Genomic DNA, 16,282 nt, shown 5'->3' with positions numbered 1-16,282 from the left:
AGGATATTTTCAAAGAAGATGAATTGCATATTATAACCACATGAAATTTGAAACCCCTATTAAAATAAATATTCTCGACTTGGTACGTTCCACCTCATGGTTAATCCAAAAACAGAAGTAGAGGTATCAATCAAACCATTAGAATCTTGTTCCTTTCTGAGAGTGATATCAGCATCCACAAATAAATTATGTTTCCACATGTATGAAGCACGAAAAAACGCCATCATCAAATCTGTCTGATTTCCTTGTAAATGCGTGTTGCCATATTCCAGGCTACCACCATTTCCATCTGGTCTTCTTACTGTATAATCTTTCAAAATATCTCTTCCAAAATTCACATCTCCGATATCATTTCCATAAGTGGCCATCATAAACATCCCTTCGAAATTCCACTGATCGCTCAGCTGATAATTGGCTCGTCCTATGTACTCGGTAAAATTGGCTCCAAATGGATGTGCCAGGGACAAATTATAGTGACTATAACTGGTAAAACCATCTTCATGCGCGTACATGTATGGACGCACGCGATTGATTTCAGCCTGAATAATGGCATTTTTAAATCCAAATGGATCAACATACTTAGCTCCTAGTTGAAACCCTTGCTTGTTTCCCCACCATCCTTTTCCGGAAAAAACCTCGCCGATGATCATCTCATCTATTACCAACTGACCATAAAGTGAAACGCGGTTTTTAATGTTCCATTTGAAGTCTAAACCAATGAGTGCATTGTCCTCACTCCCATTTTGCTGTTCAACTGCCCGATAAAAAATAATGGGGTTTAAATATTCCACTTTCATCCCCCCTGTGGAATCCCCGTACATCACTGATTCAAACAGTCCAATATGTAGATTCGGTTTGATTTTCATATTGAGGTGATGAAAAGCCATGTATTTTTTCTGAAACCCTCCGGTACCTTCCAATCCGAACGTGCCTCCCCTTACGCCGGCTATGAGCTCGCCAAAAATATTTGTGTAGTCAAAGATTCTGGTAGTCGTATTGATTCTTAGATATGGATAGTTGTTAGAATAATTTGAAAGCATCAGTGATCGAACGCCATTGCCTACGAAGTGCTTACCAAATCCTAATTGTGCTGAAATGCTTTTGCTGAATCCAAAATCGACATATCCCTGGGCTCTAAAAAAATCTACTCCTGTTGTTGCAAACTGCTTCCAAAAACCCTCATATGGAACCACGAGTGTACTGTCGCGAACATCGTTTACATATACAGGATACCTGGCCTGATTTTCTGTGAGCATGGTATAGAAGGCCACCTTCTTATCTATCCTTCCTCTGATTTCAGCCCCACGACTGTTGACGAAAGTGGAGCCTAAGGCATCATTCGTTTTGCCGTATGAAAATTGCATAACAGGATTGACGTGCAAATCGAGCTTTTCATCCTGGTAGTAAAAAAGATCTGCAGGATATTGGAAAAAACGACCGAGAATGGGCACTCGAGATCTTGCTGAATCACGTGTGTATTCCCGAAGTTCCCTATTCATATAAAGACCCCCTTCATTACCGAAAAGGTCAAACACCGAACTTCTCGAAATCGGTTTTATTGTGGTGGTGAAGCCGTCCTCAGATCGTATCTCCTCCAACTCTATAACCTTGTATGCAGGATGGCCAATTGCAAAATCTGTAGATTGCGCCCATAAAATATTGGCAATGAGCAGACTAAGGATCCAGAGGGTTTGTCTCATAAATTCAAACATATTCCATTTTAGTTGAACAAATGGGTTTGAAGAAGATAAAATAATGTCTATCTTTGCCATCCTTTTCGAAAAAGAGATAGAATAGCGATGAAAAAAGACATACATCCTGAGTACAACGACGTTGTTTTTCTTGATACCACAAGTGATTTCAAATTCTTGACGAAATCAACAATGACGTCTAAGGAGACGATTAAATGGGAAGACGGAAACGAATACCCTGTGATTAAAGTGGAGGTGAGCTCTGCATCACACCCATTCTACACCGGTAAGAAAATCTTTTTGGATACTGCTGGTCGAGTGGAAAAATTCAACAAGAAGTACAAGAAGAAGTAATTCACTTCGGAAAAGAATTTCAAAAGTCTTCGGGGGTTTCCTGAAGACTTTTTTTATGCCCTTTTGCCAAAACAAACTAAGTTTGATTCATGCAAATCACCTTCATTGATACAGAAGAAAGCTGGAAGCAAATGCTCCCCTTATCTTATACACGCCCTATAGCAGAGCTGCGTGTCGGGATTTTAAAATTGCATGAAAAATGGAGTAGCATTCTATCTGCGGAAAAGGTCTTTTTTCGCTCAGAGGATTACCTCAGACCGCTCTTTGAAGCACCTACACAAAAGACCCTGACTATACTGGGAAACGTACTTCCTAATCCGAAACTCATTGATGCAATACAAACATTAGGGGAGGATAAGGTACTGATACAGGATGACCAGGTCATTGCAGGATATTTCGATGCAAACGAGCCTTTTGAACAAGCTCAGAGGAAGGCAATCTCCATAGAAGGTATTAAGCAGGTGATCCACCCATGGGATATCTTCCGATCAAATGGTGAGCAGATCATGCATGACTTTGGGCTTATCACCAAAGACAAAACATCCCAATCCCTTGACGACCCATACACCAAGACATATGGCGACAAGATTTTCATAGAAGAGGGTGCCAAAGTAAAAGCAGCGGTGCTAAATGCAGAGGATGGGCCTATATATATTGGCAAAAACGCAGATGTGCAAGAAGGCGCTCTCATTCGAGGGCCGTTTGCACTATGTGATCATTCCACGATAAACATGGGTGCCAAAATCAAAGGAGACACTACCATCGGCCCCCATTGCAAAGTAGGAGGAGAGGTTTCCAACGCTGTGATAATGGGTTATTCAAACAAAGGCCATGAAGGATTTCTAGGTAACTCGGTGATAGGAGAGTGGTGCAACCTGGGTGCAGACACCAACAACTCCAATTTGAAAAACAATTATGCCAACGTGAAAATGTGGGATTTCGCTTCAGGCACATTTAAAGACACAGGCCTACAGTTTTGCGGATTAATCATGGGAGACCATTCCAAATGTGGCATCAATACCATGTTTAACACGGGGACTACAGTGGGAGTATCCGCCAATATTTTTGGTGATGGCTTTCCACGAACCATCATTCCTTCCTTTGCCTGGGGTGGTGCATCCGGTTTTTCAACCTATCAGACTCGAAAAGCTTTTGAGACGGCTGAGTTGGTAATGAAACGAAGAAACAAAGCACTCACCGAGGAGGACAAAGCGATGCTTTCACATATCTTTGAGATCACCGCCGAAAATCGAGTTTGGGAGAAGAAATAATCCATGCAATTTTCAGAGATACCAGGTCTTGAAGAATTAAAAAAACAGCTTATTTCAGCACATAAGCGGGGGAAAGTTGCCCATGCCCAGCTGTTCGCTGGAAGACCTGGAACTGCGGTTCTTCCAGTGGCTTTAAGCTATGCCAGCTATCTCATGTGCGAGAATAAATCTGAATTAGATAGCTGCGGTACCTGCCCAAACTGCGTGAGAATCAAGAAGCTTGTCCACCCGGACATACACCTTCACTTTCCCAAAATTTCTGCTGCAGAAAACAAATACGAGAAGGTGTTGGCAGAAGCACTCCCACGATTCAGAGAATTTGTGTCAGAAGCACCCTTCGGTGACCTGGAAGCATGGACACGAAAATACGGCCAGGAAAACAAAAACATTTTAATCAGTCGTGAGGATAGCAGACAGATGTTAAAAAACGTGAGCATGCGGTCCGTCGAGGGGGGTTTTAAGATTTTGCTCATCTGGTTGCCTGAGTTGATGAACCCCAGCTCTGCCAATGCGATTCTTAAAATTCTGGAAGAGCCACCTGAGAAGACGCTTTATCTACTGGTTTCCTACAACTACGACAATCTACTCGCCACAATTACATCCAGAACCCAACTGGTGAATGTTCCCCCAAACACATTGGAGGAAGTGCAGCAATATCTGGAAGACAAAGGGATAGAAAAATCGAAAGCAGAGCAAGCATCCAAGTTGTCTGAAGGAAAAATTGGACTGGCACTCCATATTGCGGAAACAGGTGAGTCTCACGAGTACGAAGATTTTCAAAAATGGATGTTAGAGTGCTGGAATAAAAACCTGTCCGGACTGGTTCATCGAAGTGAGGAATTTTCAAAGTCTGGAAAAGCAGCACAGAAATCCACATTGAATTTTGCAATCGCACTGATTCGAAATTCGGTTGTTCACGTTTCAGGTCAACGGCCACCGGTACAAAGTGAATCAGAGGAAGCATTTATAGGAAAGTATGCAGACAAGCTGGGTCTGGGGAAACTGGAAAAAGTTTATGCATTGGCTAACGAAGCACTGATCCACCTTGAAAGAAACTCGAACCCTCGGATAACTCACTTAAATTTATCCCTGGATATCACAAGGATTTTGAATGGCTAAAAGGGAAAAGCTTGTAATTGGGCGATTGGATGTCATTGACCTTCCGGATCTCGGAGTAGTGGACATTCATGCCAAGATCGATACTGGAGCTTATCGATCCTCCCTGCATTGCAAGAAAGTGCACGAAGAAGATGGGGTGCTGTTTTTTACCTTGCACACAGATGCCGGCTATAAAGAGTATGCGACCAAAGACTGGACACAGAAAATCGTTAGGAGCTCTAACGGGAAGGCGCAGAAAAGATACGTCATCAAAACACGCATGCGACTGTTTGGAAGAAACTATATGGCTTCCATTTCCCTTACAGATCGTAGTGAGATGAAAAACCCACTTTTAATCGGAAGAAAGATTCTGACCAATAAATTCATTGTGGATGTTTCACAAAAAAATCTATCCTACAATCAAAAGAAGAAGAACTGAATGGAGCGACCGGTGATAAAAATAGGTACGAGAAAAAGTAAACTTGCCATGTGGCAAGCCAATTATGTAGCAGACTTGTTGGACGCTGGCGGTTTTCAGCCACAACTGGTGCCCATTGAAACCAAGGGGGATAAAATCCAAAATGTAGCTCTTTCCAAGATCGGGAGCAAAGGTGTATTTACCGAGGAGTTGGAGTCGATGCTTAGAAGGGGACAAATAGATATCGCTGTGCATAGTGCCAAAGACCTCCATTCCAAGCTACCTGAGGGTTTCCATGTTCTCTCTTTTTGTGAGCGCGAATCTCCCGACGATGTAATCGTTTCTGATAAGGAAATAGACCTTAATGACCCAAAGCTGATCCTTGGAACTTCCAGTACACGAAGGATTGCCATGCTGAAGCATTATTATCCACATATCACCACAGTAGACGTGCGTGGAAATCTCCAGACCCGGCTGGAAAAAATGAAAAGTGGAATTATGGATGGATTGGTATTGGCCTATGCCGGGGTGCGAAGAATGAATTACGATGATATGGTCAAATACTGGTTCGATACTGAACGGTTCGTTCCTCCTGTGGGTCAAGGTTCGGTAGCCATTGAAATTCATGACAATCTGGATTCAGAAATAGCTTCCAGAATAAAGCTGGCTACCAACCATCCTTTAACGGAAAAGATGCTTTTAACAGAACGAGCTTTCCTTCGTCGGATGGATGGAGGATGCAGCATTCCGGTTTTTGGTCATGCTGAGATGGAGCAGGATGGTCAAATCACTTTGAAAGGAGGCATAGCCAGTTTGGACGGAAAAGAGTTGATCCAACGCACCATGCATGGCAGTGATCCTGAGGCCTTGGGGACTTCACTTGCTGATGAGATTCTGCAAAGTGGTGGAAAAAAAGTACTGAACGATATCAAATCAATTATTTCAAAATAAGTTTGAGCAAAATTTAAACCATGAAAAAGCTAATACTCACACTCATAGTAATCGGAATCATCACCGCATGTGGAGATAAAAACAAGGACTATCTCGTCATGATTAAAACCAACTATGGCGACATGACGGTAGTGCTCTACGATGATACCCCCCTTCACAAAAAGAATTTCCTGGAGCTAGCCAGCTCTGGCAAATATGATAGTACTGTTTTTCATCGAATCGTTCAGGACTTCATGATACAAGGAGGTGATGTAGCCAAGAAAGAAGGAGTTCGGGAAAACGAGGAGGATCGAATTCCAGCTGAAATTGTTGATGGGTTATACCACGTGAAAGGCGCATTGGCAGCTGCGCGACAGGGAGATCAGGCAAATCCTGAAAAAAAATCTTCAGCCTCACAGTTCTATATTATAGACGGAATGTCATGGGATTTTATGACCACCGACATAAGGCAGTTGAATCAGCGAATGAGTGATCTATTGCAAGACACTGCACACAGTGATTTACTGAAACAGTTTCAGGAGCTGGCAAGAAACCGAGACAATGCAGGCATGACAGCACTATCACTAGCTAACAAAGATCTTGTTGAAGAAAAATATGGGGTCGACCTAAGTGTAGATCCTTCTCAATATCCTGAAGAGTATCAAGGAATTGGTGGTTATCCGCCGCTAGATGGAGAATACACCGTATTTGGGAAAGTAGTTGATGGCCTGGATGTGATAGATAAAATAGCTTCAATTCCAACATCACGAAATCCTCAAACTGGCGAGCGATCTCTTCCATCAGAAGATATTTACGTCACGATGGAGGTGATCGAAATGAAAAAGAAGGAGATCACCGAAAAGTATGGATATGAGTACGCTGACTCAGAAGAATAAATGAAAGTTCTCATTACTGGAGCCAATGGGTTGCTGGGCCAGAAGCTAGTTAAGCTTTATGAAAGCAAGGAAGATGTAGAAGTGATAGCGACAGGAAGGGGAGCTAGCCGAAATCCATTTGGATCATACACGTACGAACAGATGGATGTCACTGTCGCGAGTGAGGTTGATAAAATCCTTTCCAAGCATCAGCCTCATGTTGTGATCAATACTGCTGCTATGACGCACGTGGACCAATGTGAGCAAGACCCTGACACCTGCCAGAAACTAAATGTAGATGCCGTCCGAAATTTGATCGAGGCGTGTAAGGAAACTGAAAGTTTTATGATCCATCTTTCCACAGATTTCATTTTTGATGGGGAGGATGGTCCGTATGTGGAAGATGATCTGCCTAATCCACTCAGTAAGTATGCTGAAAGCAAACTAGAGTCTGAAAAACTACTTGAAACCAGTGGCCTCAAACACGCCATAGTCAGAACAATGCTCGTTTACGGCATTGTGCACGACATGAGTCGATCGAACATTATTCTCTGGGTAAAGAAAAGCCTGGAAGAAAAACAGCTGATCAAAGTGGTGAACGATCAGTGGCGCACCCCAACGCTGGCGGAAGACCTGGCAAAAGGATGTGCTTTGATCGCAGAGAAACGAGCGGAAGGAGTATGGCATATCTCAGGAAAAGATCTGCTTACACCATATGACATGGCCATTGCCACTGCCGAATATTTCGATCTCGATAAGTCACTGATTGAAAAAGCCGATGGTTCCATTTTTACTCAGCCAGCTAAACGCCCTGCAAAAACCGGATTTATTTTAGACAAAGCAAGAAGGGAATTAGGGTTTGAACCTGTTAGCTTTAAAGAAGGATTAACTATTTTAAAGTCACAACTAGCCGATGTATGATGTTGTCATTCTAACCGACGAGCGGTACGTCAACCCGAAAAAGCGAAACGAATACATTAACAATGTGATCAAAGAAGATCAGTTAGTTATGGATGCGCTTGAAAGGCATAACTATAAAACAAAAAAGGTAGCCTGGTCAGATGCCTCGTTCGATTGGACACACACAAAGGTTGCGCTCTTTCGCACCACGTGGGATTATGCTGAAAAATTCACTGCCTTCAGTGACTGGCTGATGGAGGTCTCTATGAAGACCAAATTGGTTAATGACTATGAGACCATCATCTGGAACCTGGACAAGCATTACCTTAACGACCTCAAAGACAAAGGAGTAAGCATAGTAGAAACCTACTTCATTGAGCCTGGGGACTCACGAACCCTTCAAGAGTTGCATGATGAGCTGGGCTGGGCAAACACTGTCTTAAAACCCGCTATTTCGGCTTCCGCAAAGGACACCTTTAAACTGTCTCCGGAAAATATTGCTGATCATGAGGAGCGATACGCCTATCTGATCAAAGATGAATCGATGCTTTTGCAGCCATTTCTCAATGATGTGGTGAAGCGTGGCGAGCTTTCGCTCATGCTGATTGGCGGTGAGTACACACATGCAGTGCTCAAAGTAGCTAAGCCTGGTGACTTCCGCGTGCAGGACGATTTTGGCGGCACAGTAGAAGATTACAAGCCTACTCAAGCAGAAATAGATTTAGCCGTTGCAGCGGTAGAAGCCTGTGATTTTGCCCCACTCTACGCCAGGGTGGATATTGTAAATGACAACAATGGAAATCCTGCAATCTCTGAGCTTGAACTAGTAGAGCCAGAAATGTGGTTCCGAAAAAATGAGAAGTCTGCAGAGATGTTGGCGGAAGAGATTAAGAAGCTGTTAGGTTCTATTTAGAGCAAAATTCTTTGTTCATGAAATCAAATAAAGAGAGCAATCTATTCTTTTATGTGTTTATCGCAATGTTACTTTTAACAATGATTGCTTGTTATATTTTCTTATGAACGTTACGGTACTTGTGAGTTTTGCTTTCGATTCGTTGGGTCACTAGCCGAGTCGGACAATAGTGCTCAAGTATCAACCAGAATCAACTTCACCTTTCCTCCAGCCCTTACCTGTGCTAACCCTCCCATATCCTCATCGATCACTTTTCCAATCCTTGGGTACCCACCGGTGGTTTGACAGTCATTCATCAAAATAATGGGATGGCCATCTGCCGGCAATTGAATCGTTCCTGGAATCACCGCAGAAGAAGCGATCTCCTGATAGTCGCAATCAAGCTTTGCTCCTGTGAGTCTTACACCCATCCGATCACTGCTTCCGTCCACCTGAAATGATTCAAGGCTTGGTAGTTCTTTTAACAAATTCCATTCCGGCCCTTTCATGATTCGGATGGTTACAAGCTCTTCGTTTTCTCTGTCCGGTATATCTGCCTGTGCTTTTATCTCTCCTTCACCATCAGATATAAGCTCATCTCCCATTTGCAACCCTCTTCCGTCTATTCCACCAAATCCTGCCCGTTCATAGGTTGATACACTTCCAAAATCTTCCTTCGCCTGAATGCACCCTCCCATTCCAAGGTATCCGTAAACAAACGTGGGTGCGGATATAGAGACCTTATCTCCAACTGACACATTCTCACATTTTCCTTGGATCTGCCCATTGACTTTAAAGCTTGCACCAACAACAGAAATGACGGTTTCTTCAAGGGCCTCCAGCTCCATATCCATCAGCGCAAACTCAATCACTGGAAACTTGTTGGGATTCCCCACAAGCTGATTTGCTGCAATCATCATTTTTCGATCCATTACTCCAGATTGAGGAATGCCGTATCGCCGAAACCCAAACCTCCCAAAATCCTGAATGGTGGTCATGGGGCCAGTTTTGATCACCTTCAGTTTTGCCATGAGTCAAATTCTTTTTGCGTGATTCGATAAAACCGATAGCTGGTTCCCACATTAATCAACATAGGTTGACTCTTTGTCGGATCAAAAATTCTAGTTGGGGTTCGCCCAATGATGTTCCAACCTCCGGGGCTGACCAGTGAATAAATACCTGTTTGCCCTCCGGCAATACCTACAGAACCCGAAGGAATTCGTTTGCGTGGATACTCCAATCGCGGACATGCTAATGATTCGTGAAGGCCGTCTGCATAAATGAAGCCCGGTGTAAACCCTATGAACAGGGACCGATAAGTACCCTTTAAATGCCTTTCAATGACCTGATCCTCACTCATTCCAGAATTCTCGGCAACCTTTGAAAGGTCCAATCCTTCTTCATAGCAGATAGGTAGCTCAATCTCTTCTTCACGATCAGTGATTTGTTTCGCAGGTCCTTCCAGTCCATCCAACCTCTTAATAATCTCATCAGTGCCAAGCTTACTGAAAACGGCTACTGAATGATATGCCGGCACTAAATCAATCAAATCTCCACCTATTGCCTGTTCAATAATGTACGTACTCTGATGGATCTTCTCGATCTGTGTTCCCTTGCCACATTCGAGCAAAACAACCTCCTCTCCAAGCAGACTGACTCTCCAGGAAATGTTATTAAACTGCAGTGATTTTGATTCCTTTATCGACAAGGTGTTCGTGTATTTCTTTAGCTAAAGTTACTGCTCCTTCCGTATCGCTATGCAAGCATATGGATTGTACGTTGAGTGTCAGCCAATCTCCAGCATTAACCCGGTTGTTGACCGCCAGCTCTTCGACCTGCTTCAACACCTCTGTCTTTTGCAATACTGCTCCATCTAACGTTCGAGACCTTAGTGAGCCATCAGGTTCATATTGGCGATCTGCAAACCCCTCCGCAATGAATGAATACCCATGCCGCTTAGCTACTGCCTCCGAAATGGAGCCAGCCAGACCCATCCAATAGACACCAGGGACTAACTCCTCAATCACCTTCAAAATAAGTTCTGATATGAATTGATTTGCAGCGGCATGGTTATAAAGTGCTCCATGAGGCTTCACATGATGAAGCTTTACCTCCTCTTCTTCGCAAACTCGCTTGACTAAATTGATTTGCTCTTTTATGCTCGTCGCTAAATCACCCGGCTGCATGCTTAAAATTTTACGACCAAAATTTTCTGGATCCGGATAGGAAGGGTGGGCTCCTGCTGCTACATCATGCTGTTTTGCCAGCCTCACCGTTTGTCTTACTGAAGCTTCATCACCGATATGCCCTCCACATGCCACATTGCAGGATGAGAGATAGGGCATAATCTGTTCATCCAGATTGGTACCCGGATGTTCACCTAAATCCGCATTCAGATCAATAGTAAGCATAGTTGAATTTAAGTAATATTAGAAAGTACCTGATTATTTCAGCAACTTTAATTCTTCAGCAACATCAAATTCAAGGTTTATGAAAACGAATCGTATTGGCATTATTGGGATGGGTTGGGTTGGATCCAGCGTGGCAAGCTCAATTCTTCATTATGGAATTTGCAAAGAACTACTTCTTAATGATGTGCGTGAGAGACTGGCAGAGGGAGAGGCCATGGACTTCAATCATGGCTCATCCTTTTATCCAACCGCAAGCATTCGATCCGCCGAAATCGAAGAAATGCGATCCTGCCAGGCCATTGTAATTACCGCCGGAAGGGGTGGTAATCCAGGAGAAACACGTCTTGAATTATTAAAAGACAACATTGGGATAGCCAAAAAAATATCCGACAAACTCAAAGGATATGAGGGAATACTGATCATCGTAGCAAATCCTGTGGATGTGCTTACTTATTTCTATCAAGCATTTTCCGGATTACCCGCATCGAGGGTCATTGGAACCGGGACCATGTTGGATACAGCAAGATTGAGATCTATTACAGGCGCCAGATTAAATCTTGATCCACGTAGCATCCACGCTCAAGTGATTGGTGAGCATGGAGATTCCGAAGTGGTATTATGGTCTCGTGCCACCATCGGAGGTGATCCATTAAGAAACTGGGAAGGATGGCAGGAGTCATTCGAAGCTTCCATTGCAGAGGAAGTGAGAAGAGCAGCACAGGAAATAATTAAAAGAAAAGGTGCAACCAATCATGCCATCGGCTTGGTAACCGCCACGCTTTTGAAATGGATATTGAGAGGAGAGCGAAGAATTATTACCCTATCATCTACCCTTTCAGGGCAATTTGGATTAAATGATTTAGCCCTTTCTCTCCCTTGTCTTGTAAGTGAAAAAGGCATTGAAAAAATGTTTGAAATATCGATGAATACTGAAGAAAAAGAAGGCCTCTTAAAATCGGCAGAGATTATTAAAAAGGCCATAAAAGAAGTGATTGACTAAACAAAGCCAAAGACATTATTCAGGCTTCTGAAACTAACCAAAAGGCTAATCGAAATCACGAGAATTGCCAACCCGTTTTGCCATGGTTTATTAATGTATGACCCAAGTAATGATTTTTTATTACAGAGATAAATAAGAAAGAAAACAATGATTGGTAAGAGAATCCCATTGGCAACCTGCGCTACCTGAATCACCTCAATCGGTTTGTACCCCAGCATGGAAAATGCAGTTCCTGTGATCAATATGAACGCCCAAACCATTCTGAATTTCATTGTTTGAAGCCCTGCATCCCAACCGAAGATACCTCTTGCGGTGTAGGCTGCTGCCAGAGGAGCAGTAATTGCCGAAGAAATTCCTGCTGCAAACAAGCCCAGTCCTAAGAAATATTTAGCCCAGCTACCTAATAATGGCTCCAGCTGCTTGGCCATTTCATTAATCCCTGCCACACCCTTTCCAAAGATGGTCGCCGCACTAGTGATAATTATAGCCATGGAGATCAGCCCTCCAAGTCCTATGGCCACTCCATTCTCCTTTTGAAGATCAGGAAGTTGTTCCGCTGACTTCCACTTCTGACTCACAGAAGAAGCATGTAAAAACAGATTATAAGGGACAATAGTGGTTCCAATCAATCCAAGAATTGCCAACTGATTATTATCTGTGAATGAAGGAATAAACAACCCACTGAAAATCGATGATAGATCAGGCTTAACCAGAAAGGCAGTAATAATAAAAACTACACTCATCAATATTACGAGTCCAATCAGGATGCGTTCAATGATTTTCACCTTGCCGATGAAAAGGATCCCAAAAGAGACAATGCCGATTAGCAATGCCCATGGAATTGCTCCTCCAAAAATGCCGGAAATACCCAAAACTGCCCCGGAGATATTACCCGCTTCATAAGCAGCATTGCCGATGATGATTGCAGTAAATACTAGTAAAATGGCTAACCATTTGATGGCTGGGTGATGAATTTGAGATCGGATGGCTTCTCCTAATCCGGATTGAGTGATTAACCCCAACCTGGCGGTCATTTCTTGCAAGATGATGGTAGATATGGTAGCAAACAGCAGCACCCAAAGCAACGTATATCCGAAATTCGCTCCACTCAATGTGCAAACGGTGAGCGTGCCCGGACCTATAAAAGCTGCTGTGACCAATGTACTTGGTCCAAAGTATTTTTTTATTCCTTTCATTTGTTTTTTGACATTTCGGCGAAGGTGAAATCTTTAAAAAGTAGTGGTAAATATTTCTCGCGTTGCTCGAAATGACATTTTATAAATCATTATACATATCCAATCTCTGGTGAGAGTGCTACTTTACTTTTTACAAACTCACCTTGACCATAACCCACCACTTTGCCGGCTTCATTCAGCAACTCCGATTTGGCAATGAACACTTCTCCCTCCGAAGATATCAATTCTCCGGTTGCAAGAATTTTACCTTCAGTTACTGGTCGCTTAAAGTGTATTTCAAAGGACTTGGTTAATACAAAGGCATCTTCAACTACAGAATTAACTGCGAAAAATGCTGCGTCATCCAGTAATTTGAAATAAACTGATCCATGCATTGCATTGAGCGCATGAAAATACTTTGGTTCTACAGTAAGGCTTATCTCTGCTTTTCCTTTTGTTATATGTGCCGTTGTGGTATCAAATAGTTCAGTATTCACATTGGCAGATAGATACATCCGCTCCAGCTTGTCAAAATGCTCTTGATTCATCACATGGAACGTTCAATCTGAAAATCGAAAGTCACTGTTCCCTCTTTTCGTCCGCTTACCGGATGTGTTTTTTCCATAAAGGAAACATTGCCATCATTGTCGATGGTAACAGCTGTCGTACAACAAGTGCCATAATCTGAGGTTCGAATACACATAGCAGATACGGCTTTTTCTCTTTCATAATCAAGTCCCGTTTCAGGTAGCTGATCATCTGGCGCTGTTTCAGTGTCTTGCATCATTTCAATCAATTGCTCCAGTTGGAATGGTTGTTGGATCAAAGTATTGAAGGCCCGTTTTGCTTTCTCCACCTTAGGCCATGGAGTATCTAATAAGGCATTGCTTAACCCATACACACCCGGGTCCAGCAGATGAATATCCTGATCATAATTGCTAACATGGGCAAGCTCGTTATCCAATGTAATCAGATTGAATCCATTGTATTTTTCACCCTCTTTTTTCACTCCTCGAGAGTATACGGTTGGCCGATCCTTGCTCAACAAAAAGTTCACAGGTAGGTCACCCCGAGATTTAGCATCCGCTTTGATGTTTTGGATGTCACGGTAATTCGTTACGGCCGCAAACCGACCACTTTTATGAATGGCCATCCAGGTACCCTTGGCCTGAAGATCCCTTCCTCCAAGTATTTCTTTATGATCTTCCCACCAGTGAGCCACGGCAGTAGGACGTGCGTAAAATTCGTCACGATTGGCAACAAGAATGAACTTGTATTTGGGGTGGACTTTGTATGCAAAAGTGATTAAGCACATGAATCTTTTGCTTTGGGTTGAATAGCCTAATTTAGGATTTCATTTTCATAAATCGACCGAATGAAGCAAGTTCTTCAGTATATCAAAGACTACCAGAAGGAACACTTCGACTGGAAGCTTTATCTCACCATTCTCCTATTTTGCTCACTTTGTATCTTTTTTAACTATACATACGATTTTGAAGATGGAGTGATTGACGCCTACAATGGCCAGCCTATCAAGTGGCTGTGGATGTTTCTTTTTCATGGCTTTCCATTTTTCGTAGTGAGTTTAATATTGTTTGCTTTTGGCAAAAAGAAAGACTGGTTAACAAGCAAAAGTTATTGGGTCAAATTCCTTATTGGCTTTGGTCTGCTGGCTCTTGACCGTTCATTTTACGGATTTACCGAAGGCTTAAAGTACCTACCAAAAATGGAGTATCACTTTATAGTCCGTTGTGCTAATTGGTCTTCCGGACTTATTCTCGTGGTTATCCCACTACTTATTCTCTACCCATTTATTGAAAAAGACAAGGATCAAAATTTCTATGGACTGAGCTGGAGAAGATTTGATCCAAAGCCATACTTAATATTGCTTGTAATCGCTGCGATATTCCTGGGGATAGGCTCATTCTTAAGTGACATTCAGGATTATTATCCGCGCTTTGCCCGATCAGGAGCAAGTCTATACATAAGAGCAAACCCGGAAGCTTCACGCGCCTGGCTGGTGACAATCTATGAACTTTGCTATGGCAGCAGTTTTATTTCTGTCGAGTTGATATTTCGAGGCTTCTTGATATTTGCTTTTACCAGAACCCTGGGAGGATATGCTGTACTACCCATGGTCGTGACTTATGCTTTCCTCCATTTTGGCAAGCCATTAGGTGAAACGATCAGCTCTATATTCGGCGGGTATGTGCTTGGAATTATTTCTTACAACAGTCGTAATATTTGGGGCGGAGTGTTTATCCATCTTGGTGTAGCATGGCTAATGGAATTATTTGGATGGATGCAGAGGTAATATGAGAGAACATTATCTAAAAATATTAAGCTTAAGGCCAGGAGCCACTGAAGCAGAAATAAAGAAAGCCTATAGGTCACTTTCAAAAAAATATCATCCAGATATCTCGAAAGAACCAAATGCTGTAAAAAAATTTATTGAGATTGATAGAGCATACGACTACTTAGTAAATAAAAAAAACACCTACTCAGAAGATTTTAGTGCAGAATTTAACTATTCAACACCTCAAGAAACCAAGCTCGAAAGATGGAGAAGGGAGGCTCGTGAAAGGCGAAGAAAAGCGACTCAAGAAAAAGCTCAATATCAACTAAAACTGACAATTAAAATCAATCAATTTGCTAAAATACTTATACTTCCATTACTTATCATAAATGTAATTTTTGCACTAGACTTTTTGCTCCCAAGAAAAGAGAATAAACAACAAATAACCAAAAGAAGTCAAGTTTATGAACGAGCTAGATATGGAAGAAAATATTATTCATTTGACCGTCTAGAGTTTGAAAATGTAGTATTTCTAGTTGAAAGAGGTTCTAATGCTTCAATCAAAGAGGCCTCATCGGGAAATGTTTTCAGCACATTAATTCTTAACTCACCAAGAAAATGTGAAGTATTTGTCAATGGTTCAATGATTGAGCTAAATCAAATACTTGGAATTTATGATATGTTTGGATTCATTATTCCGCTCGTTATTATACTTGGATTGCTTTTTTTCTATAGAATAAAGTCACCAAATGGCAGACTCTCAATAGCATGCATTCTTTTTTTTATTTTCTTTTTTCAGTTATATGTTTTTCTCTCCACATAACCTCTTTGACCCTGCAATCAGTTTATGGTTTGAAAGATTTTTTCTTAGAGGTTTCCGATAATGTAATTTTGTCTCATGTTTGTAAACCCCTTTAGGGTAGTGGGCCGCTGGTTCGAAATCCATGAGAAACGGCGGGATTCACGGAGGA

The 16,282-nt window shown here is 42.3% G+C and carries 18 protein-coding genes; 11 read left to right on the top strand and 7 right to left on the bottom strand.

The window, feature by feature from the left end; genetic code table 11:
• Positions 1–59: 59 nt before the first annotated feature.
• The gene (locus tag ACP14Y_RS09870) at positions 60–1,700 is read right to left on the bottom strand and encodes a hypothetical protein (RefSeq protein ID WP_424962794.1); all 1,641 of its coding nucleotides are present in this window, start codon (positions 1,698–1,700) and stop codon (positions 60–62) included.
• Between the two features lie 99 nt (positions 1,701–1,799).
• On the opposite strand from ACP14Y_RS09870, the gene ACP14Y_RS09865 reads away from it, so the two are divergent.
• From ACP14Y_RS09865 to ACP14Y_RS09830, 8 genes are all read left to right on the top strand, one after another.
• A complete protein-coding gene (locus ACP14Y_RS09865) occupies positions 1,800–2,045 on the top strand; it encodes a type B 50S ribosomal protein L31 (RefSeq protein ID WP_349566598.1) in 246 nt (81 codons plus the stop codon).
• A gap of 89 nt (positions 2,046–2,134) precedes the next feature.
• On the top strand, positions 2,135–3,316 hold the full coding sequence (locus ACP14Y_RS09860; RefSeq protein WP_424962793.1) for a GlmU family protein: 1,182 nt from the start codon (positions 2,135–2,137) through the stop codon (positions 3,314–3,316).
• 3 nt (positions 3,317–3,319) lie between these two features.
• Positions 3,320–4,435 (top strand): ATP-binding protein, encoded by a 1,116-nt coding sequence (locus ACP14Y_RS09855; protein ID WP_424962792.1) that lies wholly within the window; start codon positions 3,320–3,322, stop codon positions 4,433–4,435.
• A complete protein-coding gene (locus tag ACP14Y_RS09850) occupies positions 4,428–4,853 on the top strand; it encodes an ATP-dependent zinc protease (RefSeq protein WP_424962791.1) in 426 nt (141 codons plus the stop codon). The genes ACP14Y_RS09855 and ACP14Y_RS09850 overlap by 8 nt, the downstream gene beginning before the upstream one ends.
• Positions 4,854–5,783, top strand: a complete 930-nt coding sequence (gene hemC / locus ACP14Y_RS09845; protein ID WP_424962790.1) for a hydroxymethylbilane synthase — start codon at positions 4,854–4,856, stop codon at positions 5,781–5,783.
• Between the two features lie 20 nt (positions 5,784–5,803).
• On the top strand, positions 5,804–6,658 hold the full coding sequence (locus ACP14Y_RS09840) for a peptidylprolyl isomerase (protein ID WP_424962789.1): 855 nt from the start codon (positions 5,804–5,806) through the stop codon (positions 6,656–6,658).
• Entirely contained in the window at positions 6,659–7,558 is a 900-nt protein-coding gene (locus ACP14Y_RS09835; protein ID WP_424962788.1) for an SDR family oxidoreductase, read from the top strand.
• Positions 7,551–8,450, top strand: coding sequence for an ATP-grasp domain-containing protein (locus ACP14Y_RS09830; RefSeq protein ID WP_424962787.1), 900 nt, complete (start codon positions 7,551–7,553; stop codon positions 8,448–8,450). The genes ACP14Y_RS09835 and ACP14Y_RS09830 overlap by 8 nt, the downstream gene beginning before the upstream one ends.
• Positions 8,451–8,623: 173 nt before the next feature.
• On the opposite strand, the gene ACP14Y_RS09825 is transcribed toward ACP14Y_RS09830, so the two are convergent.
• From ACP14Y_RS09825 to pxpA, 3 genes are read right to left on the bottom strand one after another with little or no spacing between them, the layout of a single operon-like run.
• Positions 8,624–9,460 carry a biotin-dependent carboxyltransferase family protein gene (locus ACP14Y_RS09825; RefSeq protein ID WP_424962786.1) on the bottom strand — a complete coding sequence of 279 codons (837 nt, stop codon included), beginning with the start codon at positions 9,458–9,460 and terminating at the stop codon, positions 8,624–8,626.
• The gene (pxpB, locus tag ACP14Y_RS09820; protein ID WP_424962785.1) at positions 9,448–10,137 is read right to left on the bottom strand and encodes a 5-oxoprolinase subunit PxpB; all 690 of its coding nucleotides are present in this window, start codon (positions 10,135–10,137) and stop codon (positions 9,448–9,450) included. Before pxpB ends, ACP14Y_RS09825 begins: the two co-directional genes overlap by 13 nt.
• Positions 10,103–10,840 (bottom strand): 5-oxoprolinase subunit PxpA, encoded by a 738-nt coding sequence (pxpA, locus tag ACP14Y_RS09815; protein WP_424962784.1) that lies wholly within the window; start codon positions 10,838–10,840, stop codon positions 10,103–10,105. The genes pxpB and pxpA overlap by 35 nt, the downstream gene beginning before the upstream one ends.
• 79 nt (positions 10,841–10,919) lie before the next feature.
• Here pxpA and ACP14Y_RS09810 point away from each other — a divergent pair, with 79 nt between their 5' ends.
• The gene (locus tag ACP14Y_RS09810; RefSeq protein ID WP_424962783.1) at positions 10,920–11,840 is read left to right on the top strand and encodes an L-lactate dehydrogenase; all 921 of its coding nucleotides are present in this window, start codon (positions 10,920–10,922) and stop codon (positions 11,838–11,840) included.
• Here ACP14Y_RS09810 and ACP14Y_RS09805 read toward each other — a convergent pair.
• The 3 genes from ACP14Y_RS09805 to ACP14Y_RS09795 all read right to left on the bottom strand — a co-directional run bounded on the left by ACP14Y_RS09805 (position 11,837) and on the right by ACP14Y_RS09795 (position 14,330).
• On the bottom strand, positions 11,837–13,036 hold the full coding sequence (locus ACP14Y_RS09805) for an Nramp family divalent metal transporter (RefSeq protein ID WP_424962782.1): 1,200 nt from the start codon (positions 13,034–13,036) through the stop codon (positions 11,837–11,839). The two genes, ACP14Y_RS09810 and ACP14Y_RS09805, sit on opposite strands and share 4 nt — an antisense overlap.
• Positions 13,037–13,125: 89 nt before the next feature.
• Positions 13,126–13,563 (bottom strand): PaaI family thioesterase, encoded by a 438-nt coding sequence (locus tag ACP14Y_RS09800; protein WP_424962781.1) that lies wholly within the window; start codon positions 13,561–13,563, stop codon positions 13,126–13,128.
• The gene (locus ACP14Y_RS09795) at positions 13,563–14,330 is read right to left on the bottom strand and encodes an NRDE family protein (RefSeq protein WP_424962780.1); all 768 of its coding nucleotides are present in this window, start codon (positions 14,328–14,330) and stop codon (positions 13,563–13,565) included. The genes ACP14Y_RS09800 and ACP14Y_RS09795 overlap by 1 nt, the downstream gene beginning before the upstream one ends.
• A 60-nt stretch (positions 14,331–14,390) precedes the next feature.
• Here ACP14Y_RS09795 and ACP14Y_RS09790 point away from each other — a divergent pair, with 60 nt between their 5' ends.
• Together ACP14Y_RS09790 and ACP14Y_RS09785 are read left to right on the top strand one after the other, a co-directional pair.
• Positions 14,391–15,329: a CPBP family intramembrane glutamic endopeptidase gene (locus ACP14Y_RS09790; RefSeq protein ID WP_424962779.1), complete on the top strand. Its 939-nt coding sequence runs from the start codon at positions 14,391–14,393 to the stop codon at positions 15,327–15,329.
• 1 nt (position 15,330) lies between these two features.
• Positions 15,331–16,134 (top strand): DnaJ domain-containing protein, encoded by an 804-nt coding sequence (locus ACP14Y_RS09785; protein ID WP_424962778.1) that lies wholly within the window; start codon positions 15,331–15,333, stop codon positions 16,132–16,134.
• Positions 16,135–16,282: the final 148 nt, after the last annotated feature.

This window comes from Ekhidna sp. (genome assembly GCF_965247405.1).
Classification (GTDB): Bacteria; Bacteroidota; Bacteroidia; order Cytophagales; family Cyclobacteriaceae; genus Ekhidna.
This window is presented reverse-complemented; position numbering and strand designations above follow the sequence as displayed.